At 38.8% G+C, this 19,101-nt stretch carries 17 protein-coding genes; 5 read left to right on the top strand and 12 right to left on the bottom strand.

The window, feature by feature from the left end; all coding sequences use genetic code 11:
- Positions 1-46 precede the first annotated feature (46 nt).
- From rpoS to cysG, 12 genes are all read right to left on the bottom strand, one after another.
- Positions 47-1,033, bottom strand: a complete 987-nt coding sequence (gene rpoS, locus OOA_RS00145; protein WP_008910081.1) for an RNA polymerase sigma factor RpoS — start codon at positions 1,031-1,033, stop codon at positions 47-49.
- 54 nt (positions 1,034-1,087) lie between these two features.
- Positions 1,088-2,155 (bottom strand): murein hydrolase activator NlpD, encoded by a 1,068-nt coding sequence (nlpD, locus tag OOA_RS00140; protein WP_008910080.1) that lies wholly within the window; start codon positions 2,153-2,155, stop codon positions 1,088-1,090.
- Positions 2,156-2,403: 248 nt separating this feature from the next.
- The gene (locus OOA_RS00135; RefSeq protein WP_008910079.1) at positions 2,404-3,030 is read right to left on the bottom strand and encodes a protein-L-isoaspartate(D-aspartate) O-methyltransferase; all 627 of its coding nucleotides are present in this window, start codon (positions 3,028-3,030) and stop codon (positions 2,404-2,406) included.
- Positions 3,027-3,788 (bottom strand): 5'/3'-nucleotidase SurE, encoded by a 762-nt coding sequence (gene surE / locus OOA_RS00130; RefSeq protein ID WP_008910078.1) that lies wholly within the window; start codon positions 3,786-3,788, stop codon positions 3,027-3,029. The genes OOA_RS00135 and surE overlap by 4 nt, the downstream gene beginning before the upstream one ends.
- The gene (gene truD / locus OOA_RS00125; protein WP_008910077.1) at positions 3,766-4,815 is read right to left on the bottom strand and encodes a tRNA pseudouridine(13) synthase TruD; all 1,050 of its coding nucleotides are present in this window, start codon (positions 4,813-4,815) and stop codon (positions 3,766-3,768) included. The genes surE and truD overlap by 23 nt, the downstream gene beginning before the upstream one ends.
- Complete coding sequence (ispF, locus tag OOA_RS00120; RefSeq protein WP_008910076.1) at positions 4,781-5,293, bottom strand: 2-C-methyl-D-erythritol 2,4-cyclodiphosphate synthase; 513 nt, start codon at positions 5,291-5,293, stop codon at positions 4,781-4,783. The genes truD and ispF overlap by 35 nt, the downstream gene beginning before the upstream one ends.
- A gap of 3 nt (positions 5,294-5,296) precedes the next feature.
- On the bottom strand, positions 5,297-6,028 hold the full coding sequence (ispD, locus tag OOA_RS00115) for a 2-C-methyl-D-erythritol 4-phosphate cytidylyltransferase (protein ID WP_008910075.1): 732 nt from the start codon (positions 6,026-6,028) through the stop codon (positions 5,297-5,299).
- Between the two features lie 67 nt (positions 6,029-6,095).
- Positions 6,096-6,395, bottom strand: a complete 300-nt coding sequence (gene ftsB, locus OOA_RS00110) for a cell division protein FtsB (RefSeq protein ID WP_008910074.1) — start codon at positions 6,393-6,395, stop codon at positions 6,096-6,098.
- 383 nt (positions 6,396-6,778) lie between these two features.
- Positions 6,779-7,384, bottom strand: coding sequence for an adenylyl-sulfate kinase (cysC, locus tag OOA_RS00105; protein WP_008910073.1), 606 nt, complete (start codon positions 7,382-7,384; stop codon positions 6,779-6,781).
- A 5-nt stretch (positions 7,385-7,389) separates the two neighbouring features.
- Positions 7,390-8,832, bottom strand: a complete 1,443-nt coding sequence (cysN, locus tag OOA_RS00100) for a sulfate adenylyltransferase subunit CysN (protein ID WP_008910072.1) — start codon at positions 8,830-8,832, stop codon at positions 7,390-7,392.
- An 11-nt stretch (positions 8,833-8,843) separates the two neighbouring features.
- Positions 8,844-9,752 carry a sulfate adenylyltransferase subunit CysD gene (gene cysD / locus OOA_RS00095; RefSeq protein WP_008910071.1) on the bottom strand — a complete coding sequence of 303 codons (909 nt, stop codon included), beginning with the start codon at positions 9,750-9,752 and terminating at the stop codon, positions 8,844-8,846.
- Between the two features lie 14 nt (positions 9,753-9,766).
- Entirely contained in the window at positions 9,767-11,179 is a 1,413-nt protein-coding gene (cysG, locus tag OOA_RS00090; RefSeq protein ID WP_008910070.1) for a siroheme synthase CysG, read from the bottom strand.
- 345 nt (positions 11,180-11,524) lie between these two features.
- Here cysG and treR point away from each other — a divergent pair, with 345 nt between their 5' ends.
- The 5 genes from treR to OOA_RS00065 all read left to right on the top strand — a co-directional run bounded on the left by treR (position 11,525) and on the right by OOA_RS00065 (position 19,046).
- Positions 11,525-12,490 (top strand): trehalose operon repressor TreR, encoded by a 966-nt coding sequence (gene treR, locus OOA_RS00085; protein WP_008910069.1) that lies wholly within the window; start codon positions 11,525-11,527, stop codon positions 12,488-12,490.
- A gap of 121 nt (positions 12,491-12,611) precedes the next feature.
- Positions 12,612-14,033 carry a PTS trehalose transporter subunit IIBC gene (gene treB, locus OOA_RS00080; RefSeq protein ID WP_008910068.1) on the top strand — a complete coding sequence of 474 codons (1,422 nt, stop codon included), beginning with the start codon at positions 12,612-12,614 and terminating at the stop codon, positions 14,031-14,033.
- Between the two features lie 40 nt (positions 14,034-14,073).
- Entirely contained in the window at positions 14,074-16,788 is a 2,715-nt protein-coding gene (locus tag OOA_RS00075) for a glycoside hydrolase family 65 protein (protein WP_008910067.1), read from the top strand.
- Position 16,789: 1 nt separating this feature from the next.
- On the top strand, positions 16,790-17,437 hold the full coding sequence (pgmB, locus tag OOA_RS00070) for a beta-phosphoglucomutase (RefSeq protein ID WP_008910066.1): 648 nt from the start codon (positions 16,790-16,792) through the stop codon (positions 17,435-17,437).
- A 205-nt stretch (positions 17,438-17,642) separates the two neighbouring features.
- A complete protein-coding gene (locus OOA_RS00065; RefSeq protein ID WP_008910065.1) occupies positions 17,643-19,046 on the top strand; it encodes a carbohydrate porin in 1,404 nt (467 codons plus the stop codon).
- Positions 19,047-19,101 lie beyond the last annotated feature (55 nt).

Here is a 19,101-nt window from a genome sequence, read left to right as displayed (position 1 = left end):
CCTCGATTTAATTTGAGGGCTTTCATTATTTGCTATTAAAGATAGTTTACATGTTGAATAAGGCTTCTAGCGATAAATCCTCACTATGTAAAATATCTTTTAATCGCCTTAATCCTTCAACCTGAATTTGACGTACTCTTTCACGCGTTAAACCAATTTCTCGGCCTACCTCTTCAAGCGTTTCAGCTTCATAACCTAATAAGCCAAAACGACGTGCGAGTACTTCTCGTTGTTTAGGATTTAATTCAAATAGCCACTTAACAATATTTTCTTTTAAGTTGTTATCTTGAATTGTATGCTCTGGTCCTGATTCATTTTCATCAGACAGAACTTCAAGCAAGGATTTCTCTGAATCACCAGCAATTGGCATATCAACCGATGTAATACGCTCATTTAAACGTAGCATCCGACTAACATCTTCTACTGGTTTATCGAGTTTTTCAGCGATCTCCTCAGCACTAGGCTCATGATCTAGCTTTTGAGCTAATTCACGTGCTGTTCTAAGGTAAATATTGAGCTCTTTAACGATATGAATCGGGAGACGAATAGTTCTTGTTTGATTCATGATGGCTCGCTCAATTGTTTGACGGATCCACCATGTCGCATAAGTTGAAAAACGGAAACCTTTTTCAGGATCAAATTTTTCAACTGCGCGAATTAAACCAAGATTACCTTCCTCAATAAGGTCGAGTAAGGCTAAACCTCGATTATTATAACGTCGAGATATCTTAACAACTAACCGAAGATTACTTTCTATCATGCGCTGACGTGATGGAATATCACCACGCAAAGCTCTTCTAGCATAGAAAACTTCTTCTTCAGCCGTTAATAGAGGAGAGAACCCAATTTCACTGAGATAGATTTGGGTTGCATCCAGAACACGTACATTAGTGTTCTGGAGTGAATCCATTTCATCATCTAGTTCAGCAACTAGATCCTCTTCTTTGAATTGACTCTCATCAAAAGCATCATCCATCGAGCTTTCATCGAGGTCATTGTATAACTCGTTAGCTTTCAGCGAACTTTGGCTCATCAGTGACTCCTACCCTAGATAATGAGGACAGAATGTCATTGCACTCTGCCCAGTTTATCGCTGCGGTAAGTAACGCAACGGGTTTACTGATTTTCCCTTGTAACGAATTTCAAAATGTAGCCTAACTGAACTTGTGCCGGTGCTACCCATAGTTGCTATTTTTTGACCTGCAGAGACATCCTGCTGATCACGCACAAGTAATGTATCGTTATGCGCATAAGCACTTAAGTAGTCATCGTTATGTTTTATTATTATAAGATTTCCATATCCACGCAGTGCATTTCCTGCGTACACCACTTTACCTGGAGCAGAAGCAAGTACAGATTGACCTCGGGAGCCGGCTATATCAACGCCTTTATTACCACCTTGAGCATCAGAGAAACCTTCTATCATTTTCCCTTCTGCTGGCCAACGCCATTTTATCGATGAGCTATTTGTACTACTTGCTGTCGTCGTAGAGGTTGTAGAAACTGCTGGGGTTGTTGTTGCCGTCGAAACTTGCGTTGCAGGCTTCTTATTATTAGGCAACATCTTACCTGAGTTTTGACCGTTTCTATTTTCAGGATACTCATTAGTTGTTCGAAGATCAACCGGCTGTGGGTTACTATTTGATGAATTTGATGCTAATTGTCCATTTGATGTCACATTTCCATTACCAATATTGATCAATTGGCCAATATTTAAGCTATAAGGTTCTGCAATATCGTTTTTAGATGCTAACTCACGGAAATCATTACCTGTTATATAAGCAATGTAGAATAGTGTATCGCCACGCTGAACGGTATAAGTGCTACCATTGTAGCTACCTTTAGGAATGCTACCATAATCGCGATTATAAATAATTCGACCTTGCCCATTTGTCTCCGCAACACCTGATGTACGCGCCGAAGATGACGAGCCTGAGGATAAATTAGGTCGAGAAGACGGCATAGCGGTACTTGTACCACCATTAGGCGTCGTTCTTTGAACTGTTTGTTGGCTTGATTGACTAGTCTGACCTTCATTGACGCTCGAAATCGGCGCAGCTGTATGGTACGGGGTTGAACACCCAGCTAATAACGCACCACTAAATGAAATGATCACTGCCCATTGAATTCTACTTATTGGGCTAACAATTTTCATGCTTCTTCTCCCGTGAAGAAAAATCTGACGTGACAAATAAATTTGTGTCAGTAAAACATTAGAGCCTAATTCGCTCCAGTAACTGAAAATATTTTGCTTATTAAAGCAGAAATATAAAATATTGGACAAGTCAAATATATCAAAAATATAACAATTTGGGATTCTGACTTATAAGGCATATATGATTTACTCGATTTTAGCCCATGAAAGTATCATATATAGCTTAATATTTCTCGCATCTGCAAATATTAAGCTAAGTCACCAGCAACCAGAGGAACAAAACGAACTTTCTCTATCACATTAGCGTGATAATCATTTCCTCTGCGAGTCACTAATTTAAGCGCTTGATCTTTATCACCGACGGGTAATACAAGACGTCCCCCATCTTTTAATTGCTCTAGAAGCCGTGAAGGTATTTCACTTGGTGCAGCCGTCACAATTATTGCATCAAAAGGCCCTTTAGACTGCCAGCCCTCCCAACCATCGCCATGACGAGTCGATATATTATGTAAATCCAACTGTTTAAAACGGCGTTTAGCTGTCCATTGCAAACTTTTGACTCTTTCAACTGAGAAAACATGATCTGCAAGATGTGCTAATACCGCTGTTTGATAACCCGACCCTGTACCAATTTCAAGAACTTGATCTTGTGGAGTAATTGAAAGCAAGGCTGTCATTTTAGCCACAATATAAGGCTGTGAAATAGTTTGCCCATAACCTATCGGCAATGGGATATTATCATAGGCCTTATGAGCAAGAGCTTCATCAACAAAACGTTCACGAGGAACCTGTGATAAAGCATCTAACAGGCGCTCATCGTGAATTCCCTGCTGGCGTAATTGCGCCAACAGTTCTTTCATGAGGCCAGTTTTCATTTTACCTTCACTCCTGATTTCTCCAACCACTCTTCAACTATTGATTGAGCTTTATAGGCTGTTAGGTCAACCTGCAATGGTGTAATTGAAACATAACCTTGTGAAACGGCTTCAAAATCAGTACCGGGTCCTGCATCGCGGATCTCCCCGACAGGACCGAGCCAATACAACATATTTCCCTTTGGATCTTCGAGATTATACACCTCTGATGCCGCATGGCGACTACCACAATGCGTCACCTTGATACCTTTTATTTCATCATAAGGAATATCAGGCACATTAATATTTAATATATTTCCTGCGCGCAAAGGGTTTGTATGCAGTAAAGCGAGGATATCGCAGGTCACTTTTGCCGCGGTATCAAAATGTACATCACCATCCAATGAAACTGCAACAGAAGGTAACCCTAAGTGCCGACCTTCCATTGCTGCTGCGACCGTACCTGAATAGATCACATCATCACCCAAGTTAGGACCACAGTTGATCCCTGATACCACAATATCAGGTCTTGGACGAACCACTTTATTCACACCAATATAAACGCAATCAGTCGGCGTACCTTCTTGTACTGAAAGATCACCATTGGCAAGTGTTTGAATTCTCAACGGCCTATCTAATGTCAATGCATTAGATGCGCCGCTACGGTTACGATCTGGCGCAATAACTTGTACTTGATAATACTGACGTAATGCTGCAGCTAATGTCTGGATTCCTGGCGCTGTCACACCATCGTCATTACTCAATAAAATCTTTAGCATCGATGCTGTCCTGATTAATGATTTCTCGTACTACGCTCGTTGCAAAACTGCCTGAGCTAAGAAAAAAGTGCAATTTTAATGTGCTGTTGTCTACCCATTGCCATTCAAAATTTTGAGGTTTCACAATAATAGCTCTTCGCGCGGGTGAAACTCGCTCGCTTTTCATTAACGCTATAAACGAGCTGTAACTTTCTAAACACCCCATTTCAAACGCTAGCGCTTCTTCTTGCGTTCCTAAATCACCATCACCAGGTAATGGTGCCGTAATACTCAATTCAGATGATAAAACCCTTGGCTGCAATGTCGGTAATTCTTCAGCTGTTGCAACAAACCAGCTACCGCGTCCCGTTAATTGCAAAGCATCACCGAGCAGTACTTGCATCACTGTTTGATTTGCAATGCGTTCGCTGGCAATACCATTAAACATAGCACTTCGTGCCGCAGACAAGTAAAAACTACGTTTATTTCGTTCACGAACCGTAATTTCTTGGTTAGCCCAACGCAATGCTTGCATTAAGTTTTGCCCATCACGCCCAAATCGCTGTTCACCAAAATAGTTAGGCACACCATGCTCAGCAATTTGCTGTAATCGTGGCTCAATATCTTCAGGCGCTGAAATATCTCGGATTGTAAGTTCAAACTGGTTGCCTTTAAGAGCACCAATACGCAACTTTCTTTTTTGTCTCGTTGTTGCGATAACACGGCATCCGTCAAGTTGCCATGCAGAAAAATCAGGTGTTTCTTTACCCGGCATCTGCAAACAGAACCACTGTTCAGTAACAGCATGCCTATCTTTTAAACCCGCATAACTCACCGACCGTGCTGAAATTTTTGCAAATTTCGCCAATTGTTCAGCCACAAATAGTGTGTTATAGCCTATCTTTTCAACGCGAACCATGACATGTTCGCCTTCACCATCGAGTTCGAAACCGAGATCTTCTTTAACAATAAAATCTTCTGGAAGACTTTTTAATTTACCCGATGAGCGTGGTTTACCATGCAGGTACTGAGCATTCATGACTTTCATTACCGTTATCTTTAACTAATAAAACGACTGCTGCACAAGCAATACCTTCTTTACGCCCAACAAAGCCTAATTGTTCTGTTGTTGTTGCTTTCGCATTAACCGCATCCATATGGCATTCAAGATCTTCTGCGATATTAATTCGCATTTGTGGGATATGCGGTAACATTTTTGGTGCTTGAGCCATGATAGTGATATCAAGATTACCAATGCTGTAACCTTTTTCACGTACTTGACGATAGGCTTCTCTTAATAATACTCGGCTATCTGCCCCTTTGTATGCCGGATCGGTATCAGGAAATAATTTACCAATATCCCCAAGCGCAGCAGCTCCTAAAATAGCATCTGTGACTGCATGCAATACAACATCGCCATCTGAATGAGCAAGTAAGCCATACTCATAGGGAATACGCACTCCGCCAATAATAATCGGGCCTTCACCACCAAACTTATGTACATCAAAACCGTGTCCAATTCTCATTATTTATTCCTTTTCTTTCATTCTAGAAAGATAAAATTCCGCCAGCGCGAGATCTTCCGGCCGAGTCACTTTCAGGTTATCTGAACGACCTGAGACTAATATAGGTTGATAGCCACAATACTCAAGAGCAGAAGCTTCATCTGTGATAATCGCTTTTTCTGTCAATGCTTTACTCAAACAATCACGTAATAACATTAACGGAAAAAACTGTGGCGTTAATGCATGCCATAGTGCTTCACGCTCAACAGTATGATCAATAAGATCCGTTGTTTGCTGACTACGTTTCATTGTGTCCCTTACAGGTGCGGCAAGAATGCCGCCACAACAATCTGTAGTTGATAGCTGAATGATTTTATTTAGGTCATCTTGATGTAAGCAAGGGCGTGCGGCATCATGAACTAGCACCCACTTATTGTGCATATTTTCGTTTTGAGCTAAAAAATTCAACCCTGCGAGTACAGAGTCTGCTCTTTCTTTTCCACCATCAACCGTGGTCACTCGCGAGTTTTGCGCTATATCCAATTCAGAAAAGTAATCATCTTCTGGACTCAGAGCGACAACAATATTTATGACGTTAGGATTTAACAATAATGCGTCAATGGTATGTTCAATGATGGTTTTTCCCGCAACATATAAATACTGTTTTGGACAATCCGCATTCATACGACTACCAATACCTGCCGCAGGGATTATCGCAACAACTTGTGGGTTAACCTCAATTATTGAATTATTCATTATGTTGGATCTTGCATCGGAATTAGTAGATCAATAGATAATAAGTTAAGAGAAAGAACCTTGCTTATCAGTTATTAGATGCTTTCAGGTTATTACTCTCTTTTACCATTCTGTAAAATGACTCGCCAGGTTTAACCATTCCAAGCTCAGTACGGGCACGCTCTTCAATTGCATCTTGACCATCATTCAGGTCATTAATTTCAGCAAATAATTGTTCATTACGCACTTTTAAGCGTGAGTTAACAGTTCCTTGAACTGCAACATCCTCTTTCACTCGGACATAATCGTGGATGCCATTTTTACCTAGCCATAAAGAATATTGTGTCCAAGCTAATACTGCGATGAGTAGAAGCGTTAATTTGCCCATTCTGCCCCCTAAAATGATCGGCTAATCATCCCATAACTGAGCCCATCACGCTACTATGAAGAAAGTAATGTCATAAAAGTCAGACTAAAATGCCTATTAAATGCTTAAAATTCACTCATAACTACACAGTAAACCAATCTTTATAGGTTTTTTATCATTCACACTGATATTACATGGGTTCCTTAAAGTCAGCTATTATCCACATAGGAGAAATTAGTTCACTAGAAATTCGAGCATGTGCGAAAATTGATAACGTTTTTGCTCTAAATATTAAAAAACGATAACAATATAAAATTGTAATAATAAAAAAGCCGTATTCTATCCAGTTGTTATTCAACTTTTAAGATGCAGCTTAGTTAGCTCGGTTTTAATTGTTCATTTTGCTAAGAGTTAATAACACGCTTAATACTCAGTAACGCGATAATTTGTGCAACAGAATCGGCAATAATTTGGTCCCCATCAATGCGTAATTCAGGTTGTAATGGTTCCTGATATGGTGAGTCAATTCCAGTAAATTGTTTAATTTTACCCGCTCTAGCTTGTTTATAGAGCCCTTTAGGATCCCGCTGTTCGCAAATTTCCACTGGTGTAGCAACATGTAATTCAAAAAATTGGTCAGCTTCGAATAAATTTCGCACTCTCTCCCTATCCTCACGATAAGGTGAAATAAATGCAGTTGCGACAATTAAACCCGCGTCAACCATCAGTTTGGCCACCTCACCGATACGACGGATATTTTCTTGGCGATCTGCATCACTAAAACCAAGGTCACGACATAGCCCATGACGAACATTATCACCATCAAGTAAATAAGTTTTGACACCTACCGCAGCTAATGCATGTTCTGTTGCTCCAGCTAATGTAGATTTGCCTGAGCCTGAAAGCCCTGTAAACCAAAGCACCGCACCTTTATGTCCATATATTTTTTCTCTGGACTGCCGAGTAATTAAATAATCATGCCAAACAATGTTTTCATTCGTAGGATTCATAACGATTATTTCCCACCGAGCAAATCACGCGCTCCCCAATGAGGAAAATGGCGTCTAACTAGTTTGTTTAATTCAATTTCAAATTCACTAAAATTATCTTTTGGCTCAGAAAATTGCGCTTTAACTTCACGAACCAGCCCTGCTCCAGCCGTCACATTAGTTAATCTATCAATTAAGATCATGCCGCCGGTATCGGCATTACGTTGATAATTATCGAGTAATAATGGTTCATCAAAAGACAATTCCACAAGCCCAATGCCATTAAGCGGTAATTCTGTCGCCACCTTTTGAGTCAAATTGTTGACATCAATTTGATATTGAATATTTTCAACTTTCGCACGGCTTCTTTTACCTGCAATTTTAATATCGAGTTGTTGGCCTTGTACCAATGGCTGTTCTAGCATCCAAACAACATCAACAAGTGCTTGGCGGGTACTTTGTAAAACATCATTTTCGGCCACGATCAAATCACCACGGCTAATATCAATTTCATCTTCTAACAATAATGTGATGGCTTCACCTGGCACTGCAAAACGTTGTGAACCATCAAAAGTAACAATATCTTTAATCCTCGATAGTTGCCCTGATGGCAGAACTTTCACTAACTGCCCAATATTCACAATGCCGGAGGAAAGCGTTCCGCTATATCCTCTAAAATCAAGATTTGGCCTATTCACATACTGAACAGGAAAACGTAATGATTGCTCTGATGCCTTTTCTTGCACCTGAACATCTTCTAAGATTTGTAGTAATGTTTTCCCTTGATACCAAGCGAGATGCTGACTTCTATTGACGATATTATCGCCATCTAGTGCGGATATTGGCACAAATAACACTTCGAGTTCAACGGGTAATTCAGTGGCAAAACTTTGGTAATCTTGTTTAATCTGCTCAAATATAGTTTCACTGTAATCCACTAAATCCATTTTATTCACAGCAACAATCAGATGACGAATTCCAAGTAGTGTACTGATAAAGCTATGACGCCTTGTTTGCTCTTGAACACCTTTTCGAGCGTCGATCAACAGAATAGAAAGCGAACACGTTGATGCTCCTGTCGCCATATTTCGGGTGTATTGTTCATGGCCTGGTGTATCTGCAATAATAAACTTTCGTTTTTGAGTCGAAAAATAACGATAAGCAACATCAATGGTAATACCTTGCTCTCGTTCCGCTGCAAGGCCATCCACCAGTAAAGCAAGATCGAGCCTCTCACCTTGCGTACCCATTCGCTTACTGTCACTTTGTAACACAGAAAGCTGATCTTCATAGATCTGCCGAGTATCATGTAGCAGCCGACCAATTAAAGTACTTTTGCCATCATCGACATTTCCACAGGTGAGAAAACGTAATAAGCCTTTATGCTGTTGCGCGAATAAGTAGGCTTCAACGCCACCTTGTTGCTTGATTTGTTCTGCAATTGTATCGTTGTATGCTAAATCTGCCATAACGTTTCCCCTTAAAAGTACCCTTGGCGCTTTTTTTGCTCCATTGATGCAGACTGGTCACTATCAATTAACCGCCCTTGACGCTCACTGGTTGTTGAAATTAGCATTTCTTCAATGATTTCAGGTAATGTTTCAGCCTGTGATTCAACAGCTCCCGTCAGTGGCCAGCACCCCAATGTCCGAAAACGAACTTTACGTTTAGCAATCACTTCACCTGCTTGTAAATCAATACGGTCATCATCGACCATCAACAGTGTGCCATTTCGCGCTAACACAGGGCGTTCTTTTGCAAAATAGAGAGGAACAATATCGATATTTTCCAAATAGATATATTGCCAAATATCTAATTCAGTCCAATTGGATAATGGAAAGACTCGAATGCTCTCTCCTTTATTAATTTGACCGTTGTAGTTATGCCATAATTCAGGACGCTGATTTTTAGGATCCCAACGGTGGGAGCGATCTCTAAAAGAGTAAATCCTTTCCTTCGCCCGTGATTTTTCTTCATCGCGCCTTGCTCCACCAAATGCCGCATCAAAACCATATTTATCTAATGCTTGCTTAAGCCCTTCTGTTTTCATGATATCGGTATGCTTTGCACTGCCATGAATGAAAGGATTAATGCCTAATTCTTCCCCTTCTGGATTACGATAAATTAGTAATTCAAATTCATAGTTTTTAGCTGTTTTATCACGAAATTCATACATCTCACGAAACTTCCAGCCAGTATCCACATGCAATAATGGAAACGGCAATTTACCCGGGTAAAAAGCTTTACGCGCGAGATGTAACATAACCGATGAATCTTTACCGATAGAATAGAGCATGACTGGATTTGCAAATTCCGCAGCGACTTCGCGTAGAATATGAATACTTTCAGCTTCCAATTGTTGCAAATGGGTCAATCGTTTTTCGTTCATGATGGCCTCCTTGATTAAGCCAGTTCCAGCACGGCTGAGCGCCATCTGTTTTCTACGGCCTGTTTACCGAACCAAGCTAATTGTTGATGCAAAGCAGCAACCTCACCAATGATCAATAATGCGGGCGCTGGAGCTGCTTGTGCCAGAGCCTCTAGTTCATGTAATTGCCCTTGAAGTACCTGTTGATTACTGCGCGTTCCACAACCGATAACCGCGATAGGAGTCTCAGAAGAGCGCCCAAAATGAATTAATTGCTCACTGATCTTAGCGGCTTTTACTGTTCCCATGTAGATAGCTACTGTTTGGTTACCTTTAGCAAGCGCCGGCCAATCGAGTTCATTTCCATTATCTTTGCAATGGCCGGTTATAAAGGTGACACTCTGGGAATATTCACGATGAGTCAGTGGTATGCCAGCATAAGCTGCAGCACCAATGGCAGCAGTAATTCCGGGAACAACTTGGAAGGGAATTCCTGCGCCGGCGGCAACTTGAAGCTCTTCGCCCCCACGACCAAAAATAAAGGGATCACCGCCTTTTAGGCGTACAACTTTTTTGCCTTGTCGCGCAAATTTAACTATCAGTGCATTCGTTTCTTCCTGTGAAACCGAGTGACTATTCGCTCGTTTTCCAACACAAATTTTGTCTGCATCTCGCCTCACCAAGTCTAAAATTTCTTCACTCACTAAATGGTCATATAAAACCACATCAGCATTTTGCAGAACTCTCAGCCCTTTTAAAGTTAATAGCCCTGCATCTCCAGGTCCTGCGCCAACTAGCGTTAATTCCCCCGCATTATCTTGCTCTGATAACTGTTTTTCTAATTGCAATTCGGCCTCTGATAATTGCCCACTTTCAACAAGTGAAGCAAAGCGGCCACTAAAACTTTTCTCCCAAAAACGTTTTCTCTGGCGCATGCTGGTTATTGACGTTTTAACTTTTTCTCGCCAGCTCCCAGCAATTTCTGCCATTTTACCAAGTGAACTCGGCAACATAGTTTCTAGCTTTTCACGTAATAAACGGGCAAGGACTGGGGCTGTACCACCAGAAGAGATAGCAACGACAACAGGATCTCTATCAATAATTGAAGGGACAATAAAAGAGCACAACGGTTTTTCATCAACAACATTCACGAAAATATGTCGGGCGTCTGCATCATGAAAAACTTTCGCATTCAGTACGGATTCATCAGTCGCTGCAATCACCAGATAAGTTTTTTCGAGGTGTGAGGGATGATACTTTTCCTCAATCCAAATGAGTTTATTCTCTTGATGCAAGCGTTGTAAAACCGGGCACAATGTAGGCGAAATAACCACAAGTGACGCATTAGCTCGTAGCAATAGCTCGGCTTTACGGGCGGCGACATCACCGCCCCCGACCAGCACAACTTTGCGGGATCGAAGATCCACAAATAACGGTAAATATTCCATATTGCTCTTCCGGTGTTATAACTTTTTTTTTGAGAATTCTTTAAATTGACTATATGGTGAGCAAGTTGGGTTATGAAATGCTAAAAATTCATTAGATGTAACTCAAAGGAATAAGTGAAATTTTTGAACGACGGATAACGAAGATATTGGAATACATAAAAACAAGTTGAGGTGCTTGCCTGTACAAGCAAAGCTCTCTAAGGCCGTTTTGTTCAAAGTATTTGGTATATAACACTAAAACACCTTTTTTACGTAAATACTTTCGAAGAAATAGTTTAGACTAGGTCAACAAATATTAATCGCTTAACCACTCTGAAACAGTTAAGCCAATTAAGACAGATGAGCATGATAGATAACAATAAAAAGAAATTAACCATTAATGATATTGCAAAATTATGCGGCGTTGGCAAATCAACCGTTTCAAGAGTACTCAACAAAGATCCAATGGTTAATGAAGAAACGCGACAAAAAGTAAATCAAATTATTGAAAAATACCAATTTACTCCATCAAAGTCTGCCCGTGCGATGCGAGGATATTCAAATCGTTCCTTTGGTATCATTATGACTCGTTTGGACTCTTACGCGGAAAACCAAGCTGTTAGCTCAATGTTACCAATATTCTATAAAAATAATATCGACCCTATTATTCTCGAAAGCCAATTTAAACCAGAAAAAGTTGATGAGCACTTAAAAATGTTGGCACATCAAAAGGTTGATGGAATTATTTTATTTGCATTTTCAGGTATCGATATTAATACGCTAGCCGATTGGAAACCTAAAATGGTGGTGATTGCCCGGCCATTAGAAGGATTTGTTTCAATCTGCCATGATGACGAAAGTGCCGTAAGGCACCTTATGAACTATTTTCATAAGCAAAAGCATTATCAAAATATCAGTTATATTGGGATTAACATTCAAGATGAAACAACTGGTCTACTTCGCTATCAATCCTATCTGCAATACTGCAAACAGCATGAATTGATACCACATGCACAGCTCGGGGAACTTAATTATCAAAGTGGCTACCTACTGGCGAAGGAAGTTTTAACCGCACCTTCACAGGCCATTCTATGTGCAACAGATTCGTTAGCTTTTGGCGTTCAAAAATTTTTATCTGAACAAAAAATTAGCGATATCGATGTGGCTTGCATTGGTCGTAACGACTTGCTCACGTTTTTATTCCCTCAAACCAAATTCTATCGGTTAGGCTTTAGGGAAAGTGGTAAAGAGGCCGCTAATATACTGATCAAAATGGCAAAAAAAGGTTTTTCTCCTCAAAAAATAATCATTCCTGGTGATAGTTTAAATTAATAATTTATTAGCTTAAAAATTATTACTTGTGATCTACGTCTCGCAATGGGAACGTTCCCATTCAAATAAGCAAAATTAGAATATATATTAAATGAAACGAAATTATTGTGAGAAGATGAATATGCCTAGTGCCAAAAATTTGGCGGCCATCAATGAACTAGTAACACTGATTGGCGGTAAAAATAATATCAACAGTGTTTCTCATTGTTTAACAAGGCTGCGTTTTGTTCTTAATGACCCTAATATTGCAGATATGGATAAAATAAAAAAACTTCCGTTTGTTAAAGGTTGTTTTAATAATGCGGGTCAATTTCAAGTTATCATAGGCGTTGATGTTGATAAGTATTATAAAATACTTATCCAACAATTAGAGCTAGAAATAAAAAGTAAAGATGACATTAAATCTGATGCCAAAATAAATATGAATTTCTGGCAAAGAATGATATCAAATCTAGCCGAAATATTTGTCCCTCTCTTACCTATTTTAATTTGTGGTGGTTTATTGTTAGGGCTACGAAATGTGATCGGTGAAATGCCAATATCCGATAATAAGCCTTTAACTAATTTCTATCCATGGTTAAAACCTATTTATGATTTTCTTTGGTTACCTTGTGAAGCAATATTTCATTTTTTACCCGTCAGTATTTGTTGGTCATGTACAAAGAAAATGGGGGGGTCCCCTTCATTAGGTATTGTATTAGGAATTACCTTAGTTTCTCCGCAATTAATGAATGCTTATAATATTGGTTCCCAAATACCTGATATTTGGGATTTTGGGATTTTTACCGTTGCTAAAGTTGGCTACCAAGCACAAGTAATCCCAGCTATTTTAGCGGGTCTATTCCTTGGCTGGTTCGAAACAAGACTACGCCGCTATATTCCTGATTACTTGAAACTTGTGATTGTTCCAATCGTTACATTAATTGTTTCTGTCTTTATTGCTCATATAATTTTAGGTCCTATTGGCAGAGGAATTGGTAACGGAATCGCTGAAGTTATCAAGTTCTTAATGCTAGGTGATTTTGCACCAATTGGCTCAGCTATTTTTGGCTTTTTCTATTCGCCTTTAGTGATTACAGGCTTACACCACACCACTTTAGCCATTGATCTGCAAATGACCCAAAGCTATGGTGGCACACCAATTTGGCCAATTATCGCCCTTTCAAATATTGCTCAAGCCTCCGCTGTCGTCGGTATCATTATTATCAGCCGTAAAGCTAATGAGCATGAAATAACCATCCCCGCCGCGATTTCTGCTTATTTAGGTGTGACAGAGCCTGCTATGTATGGCGTGAATCTGAAATATGGCTTCCCAATGCTTTGTGCAATGATTGGTACGGCTCTGGCTGGCTTAGTTTGTGGCTTAAATCACGTTTTATCGAACGGCATTGGTGTAGGTGGATTGCCGGGTATTTTATCAATCCAACCGACTTATTGGCTAGTCTATTTATTAGCAATGGTTATTGCTGTTGTCGTCCCTATTGCATTAACGGTCATGATGTACCGCTATAAAGAAAGAAAAGGCACGTTACAAGGTAATTAATTGAATGATTGATACCATCATAAATTTTTAAGGTTTTACTATGAATTATTTACTGATTAGTTTTTCAGATATTAATGTATCTGTAGTTCACAATAGCAATGTCTATGATTATTCATTTAATGTTACGAATAGTAGCTATCGTGATTGGTCAGATCTTATAACAAAAATAAATACTGATTTTCAAGATATCGCGGGTGGTGTAATACACAAAATCTCCAACAATAATGAATATGATTATTTTTCAATAAAAACTTCAGATGAAAAAACAATTAATTTACCTAATTTATTTTCTGAGATGTTAAATAAACCCTTTATTGGCAAAATTGCTGATGACGTAAATTATTTGAACAATATCGAAGAAGACCTAATTAATAGAGAGAAACAACTCTGTTGGTCAATTGAGTATTCAGGGTTAACCGCTGGAAAAGATGAGTATTGCCAAGAATCGCTACTGACAGTAGCTAATGGCTATATTGGCCTGCGTGGTACATTACCTGAAATGACAATAAGTAATGATTATTATCCAGCGACCTATATTGCTGGCTTATATAATCAAGCTGAGTCTAAGATTGGTAACCATGATGTGATTAATGAAGACTTCGTTAATGCGCCAAATGGTCAATTTATTACGCTTAAGATCAATAATAGTGAATATATTCATCCTAATAACTTAGTGACCTTAAGTTTAACGCGTGCATTAGACTTTAAAAGCGGAGTAATGGCATCTAATTGGGTCGTCGAAACAACCGATGGTAAGCAACTCCTGATCAGTAGCCTAAAGTTTGCCAACATGGCCAACATGTCTCATTACTGTATTCAATACCAAGTTACGCCATTAAATTTCTCTGGTGAAATTACAATCATGACACGCCTAGAAGGAAACACCTACAATTCTGGTGTTGAACGCTACCGTAGCCTTAATCCGCACCATTACCACGTATTAAAGCTTGGGGCAGACCAGCATAAGGCTTACCTTCAAGCACAAACCAATCAATCAAAAATTGGCATTAGCTTAGCGTCATCAATTAAAGGTGATTTTTTTACCTCACAAGATATTGTTTGTACAACGTCTGACTCTGTCATTGAACAAATTATCACGTTTAATGCACAGCAAAATAGCCGCTATACATTTGAAAAATGCGTTGCGATTGCAACATCAACGGCTTACCCGGACAGCTGGCAAGATATAGCACAATGGGAGCTTCCTGCTTTACAAGCTCAGTTAACTGAAAGCATACAAGCATGGCAAATATTGTGGAATAAGGCTGATATTGTGGTCTCTGGTGATTTAATGACGCAAAAATTGTTGCGCTTACACACCTATCATTTATTGTCATCCGCTTCGCCATTTAGTAATGAAAAAAATAAACTTGATGTGTCAGTCACCGCAAGAGGACTGCACGGAGAGGCTTATCGTGGGCACATTTTCTGGGATGAAATTTTCATTCTACCTTTCTATATCATGCACTTCCCTGATACGGCTCGCCAAATTTTACTGTATCGTTATCATCGTTTAGATGCCGCTCGCGCAGCAGCAAAAGCAGAAAATTATCAAGGTGCCATGTTCCCATGGCAATCAGGACATGATGGCTCTGAACAAACACAAGTTTTACATTTAAATCCACTTTCTGGCCAATGGGATCCGGATCATAGCTGCCGCCAACGTCATGTTTCACTCGCCATCGCTTACAATGTTTGGCTGTATTGGCGTAATACGCTTGATGATACTTTTATGAAGGATTACGGTCTTGAATTGTTAAGTGAGATCACTTTGTTTTGGGCAAGCCAATGCCAATGGGATGAACATGACAACCGCTATCATATCAGTGGCGTTATGGGACCAGATGAATTCCACGAAAAATATGCAGATTCTGATGACGGTGGGCTAAAAGATAATGCCTACACTAATTTAATGGTGGTATGGCTGTTTAATGAAATCACCTCTATTTATGGTCATGAAAACTTCACACAAAAATTAAGCCAACTTGGATTTGATACAAATCTTCTTGATAAAATTGATCAAATAAAAACACATCTCGCGATCACGCTGAATCAAGACGAAATTATCGAACAATTTGCTGGTTATTTTTCACTAGATGATCTTGATTGGGATGGTTACCGTCAAAAGTACGGCAATATCTATCGTATGGATCGGATACTGCGCAAAGAAAATAAATCTGCTGATGATTTTAAAGTTGCTAAACAAGCTGACACCTTAATGCTATTCAATAATTTGGATAAAACATCAATTAAATCGTTAATTGAATCATTAGGCTATCCTCTCTCAGAAAACTACGCTGAAAAAAATCTGCATTATTATCTTGAGCGCACTTCGCATGGCTCAACTCTGTCACGAATTGTTCACGCTTATCTCGCTGAGCAGATACAGCTACATGATTTATCATGGCAACTTTATCAAGAAGCGCTGTACTCAGATTATAACGATATCCAAGGAGGAACGACTGCCGAAGGGATCCATACTGGTGTGATGGCTGCAACGTTGAATACTACGATTATGGCCTATGCAGGCGTTGATATTCGTGCAGATATTCTGAGTATCAAACCCTCATTACCAAAGCAGTTGAAAGGATTAGCCTTTACGTTAACACATCACAACATTTTATATCATATCAATATCACTCATGAGCAAATCACTATTACAAGTGATAAAAAGAGTCAAATATCAGTCAATAACAATCACTATAACCTAACATCTCAATCAACATTTACTTTAGACAACAACGAGGAAAAATAACATGGTTAAGGGACTGATATTTGATCTTGATGGCGTAATCGTTGATACCGCTGGTTACCATTATTTAGCATGGAAAAAACTTGCCAATGAGATAGAAATTGATTTTGATGAAAAATTCAACGAGTCGTTAAAAGGGATCAGTAGAATAGAATCTTTAGATAAAATTCTCATTCATGGTCACAGACAAAATATATTTTCCACAGATGAAAAAATGTTATTGGCTGAAAGAAAAAATGACTATTATTTAAATCTACTGAGTGAAATTAGCCCAAAAGATATTTTACCCGGTGTACTTGATTTTATTCAACAAGCCAAAGAATACAATATACCTTGTGCTATTGCTTCGGCATCACAAAATGCACCGACAATATTAAATAAACTTGATATCGATAATTACTTTATAGCGATTGTGGATCCTACATCTTTGAAAAAAGGGAAACCCGATCCTGAAATTTTTCTAAGGGCGGCTGAGCTTATTGATGTTCCACCGCATCTTTGTGTTGGTTTTGAAGATTCAATAGCGGGGATCCAAGCGCTTAATCAGGCAGGGATTTACGCTATTGGGATAGTTGCAGAAGGGCCGTTACCTAATGCAGATAAAGCAGTTCATTCATTTACTGAACTAGATATAAACTCACTACTAAAATAATATTATACCCAAATAATTCGAGATTGATGTTATTACTAAACGTAGTCATTTCGATGAAATAGCCCGATGATCCGAGATAAACACGATGATTCGGGCTTTAAACTTCACTTGGATTTGTAATCAACAACATCTTTAGATATGAGAGGTATAGATCAGGATAGTCAATTTCATATTTAGCTATCTTGAAATCAATAAGGAATAAAGAATGAAGATTAAACTATTAGCTATTGCTATTAGCTTAGGATTATCTATACCTGTGATATCTGAAGCTAATAAAAATCCGTTAACTATAGAACAACGATTAGAATTATTAGAGCAAAGAACACTTGCTGCTGAAAAACGGGCTGAACTTGCAGAACAAAAAGCAGCAAGTTTAGAAGAAACATTAAGAAATGCTAAACCAGAAGTTCCACCAGCAACCAATCAAATTGCCCATATATCTCAAACTATCAACAAGGATGTCAAGGCACCAAGTCTTATTGAAACCAACGGCCAATATGGGAAATTAAAGCTGTATGGGGATGTTGAGTTTAATACTGACATTGCCAGTAAAAAAGGACAACTAACATCCATCAATACTCAGACAGGTAAAGATAAAAATTATGGTGACTATGAAAAATGGGGTATTAACGGTCGTATTCTCATTGGGGTAGATGGTGAACGTATTCTCGATAATAGAAATTATGCTGGTTTTTCTGTACAGCCACTTGCCAATATAGACGGTAAAATGGGTTTAGATGATGCCGCGTTCTTCTTTGGTAAAAAAGAAAACTGGCAAGTAAAACTGGGTCGTTATGAAGCCTATGATATGTTCCCATTAAACCAAGATACTTTTATTGAGTATTCTGGCAATACCGCTAATGATATATACAGTGATGGATTCGGCTATATTTACATGATGAAAGAGGGTCGAGGAAGAACCAATAGTGGTGGTAGTATGATGTTTAATACCACTCATAATAATTGGTACTTTGAAACTAACTTATTAATTGAAGATGGTACTAGTGTTTTTAATAAAGGTGAATACCATGGTCGTAAACAAATTAACAAGAAAAATGTGATCTATGTTCGCCCTGTCATTGCTTGGAATAAAGATAACTTTAAAATTGCAGCTGCACTAGAAAGTAATATTATTAATAATGCTTATGGCTATGAAGATAAAAAAAGTGGTCAATTTAAAGACCAGTCAAAACGAAATGGCTATGGATTATCATTAAGCTGGGATAATTTAAAACAAGATCCTATCAATGGCATTGCCTTGAATTGGAGTACGTCTTATTTAGATGCAACTAATGAAACTGACTTCACAACAGGTGCCAACGTATTATGGCATAGGTTACAGTTAGGCTATATCTATGCACATAACGATATAAAATCTTATGCATTAAATTATGAAAGTACTATTGATAATGAAGTTCTCTTTGGCCCGGGTAAATATGATATTCATACGCTTTACACTTCATATGAATTACCCAATATACTTGATATGAATAACTTTAAAATCTACCTAGGTGGTTACTACTCTGTTATTGATGGTAAAGAAATTCAAGTGAAAAATAGCGATAAAGACCGTTATGGTGTAAGAATGAGATTTAAATATTTGTTCTAACCTATTTATCTGTTAGCTTTTTCTAAACCTAGAATAGCCGAATAATGTATTCGGC

Origin of the sequence: Providencia burhodogranariea DSM 19968, assembly GCF_000314855.2 — a bacterium.
Lineage (GTDB): Bacteria > Pseudomonadota > Gammaproteobacteria > Enterobacterales > Enterobacteriaceae > Providencia > Providencia burhodogranariea.
This window is presented reverse-complemented; position numbering and strand designations above follow the sequence as displayed.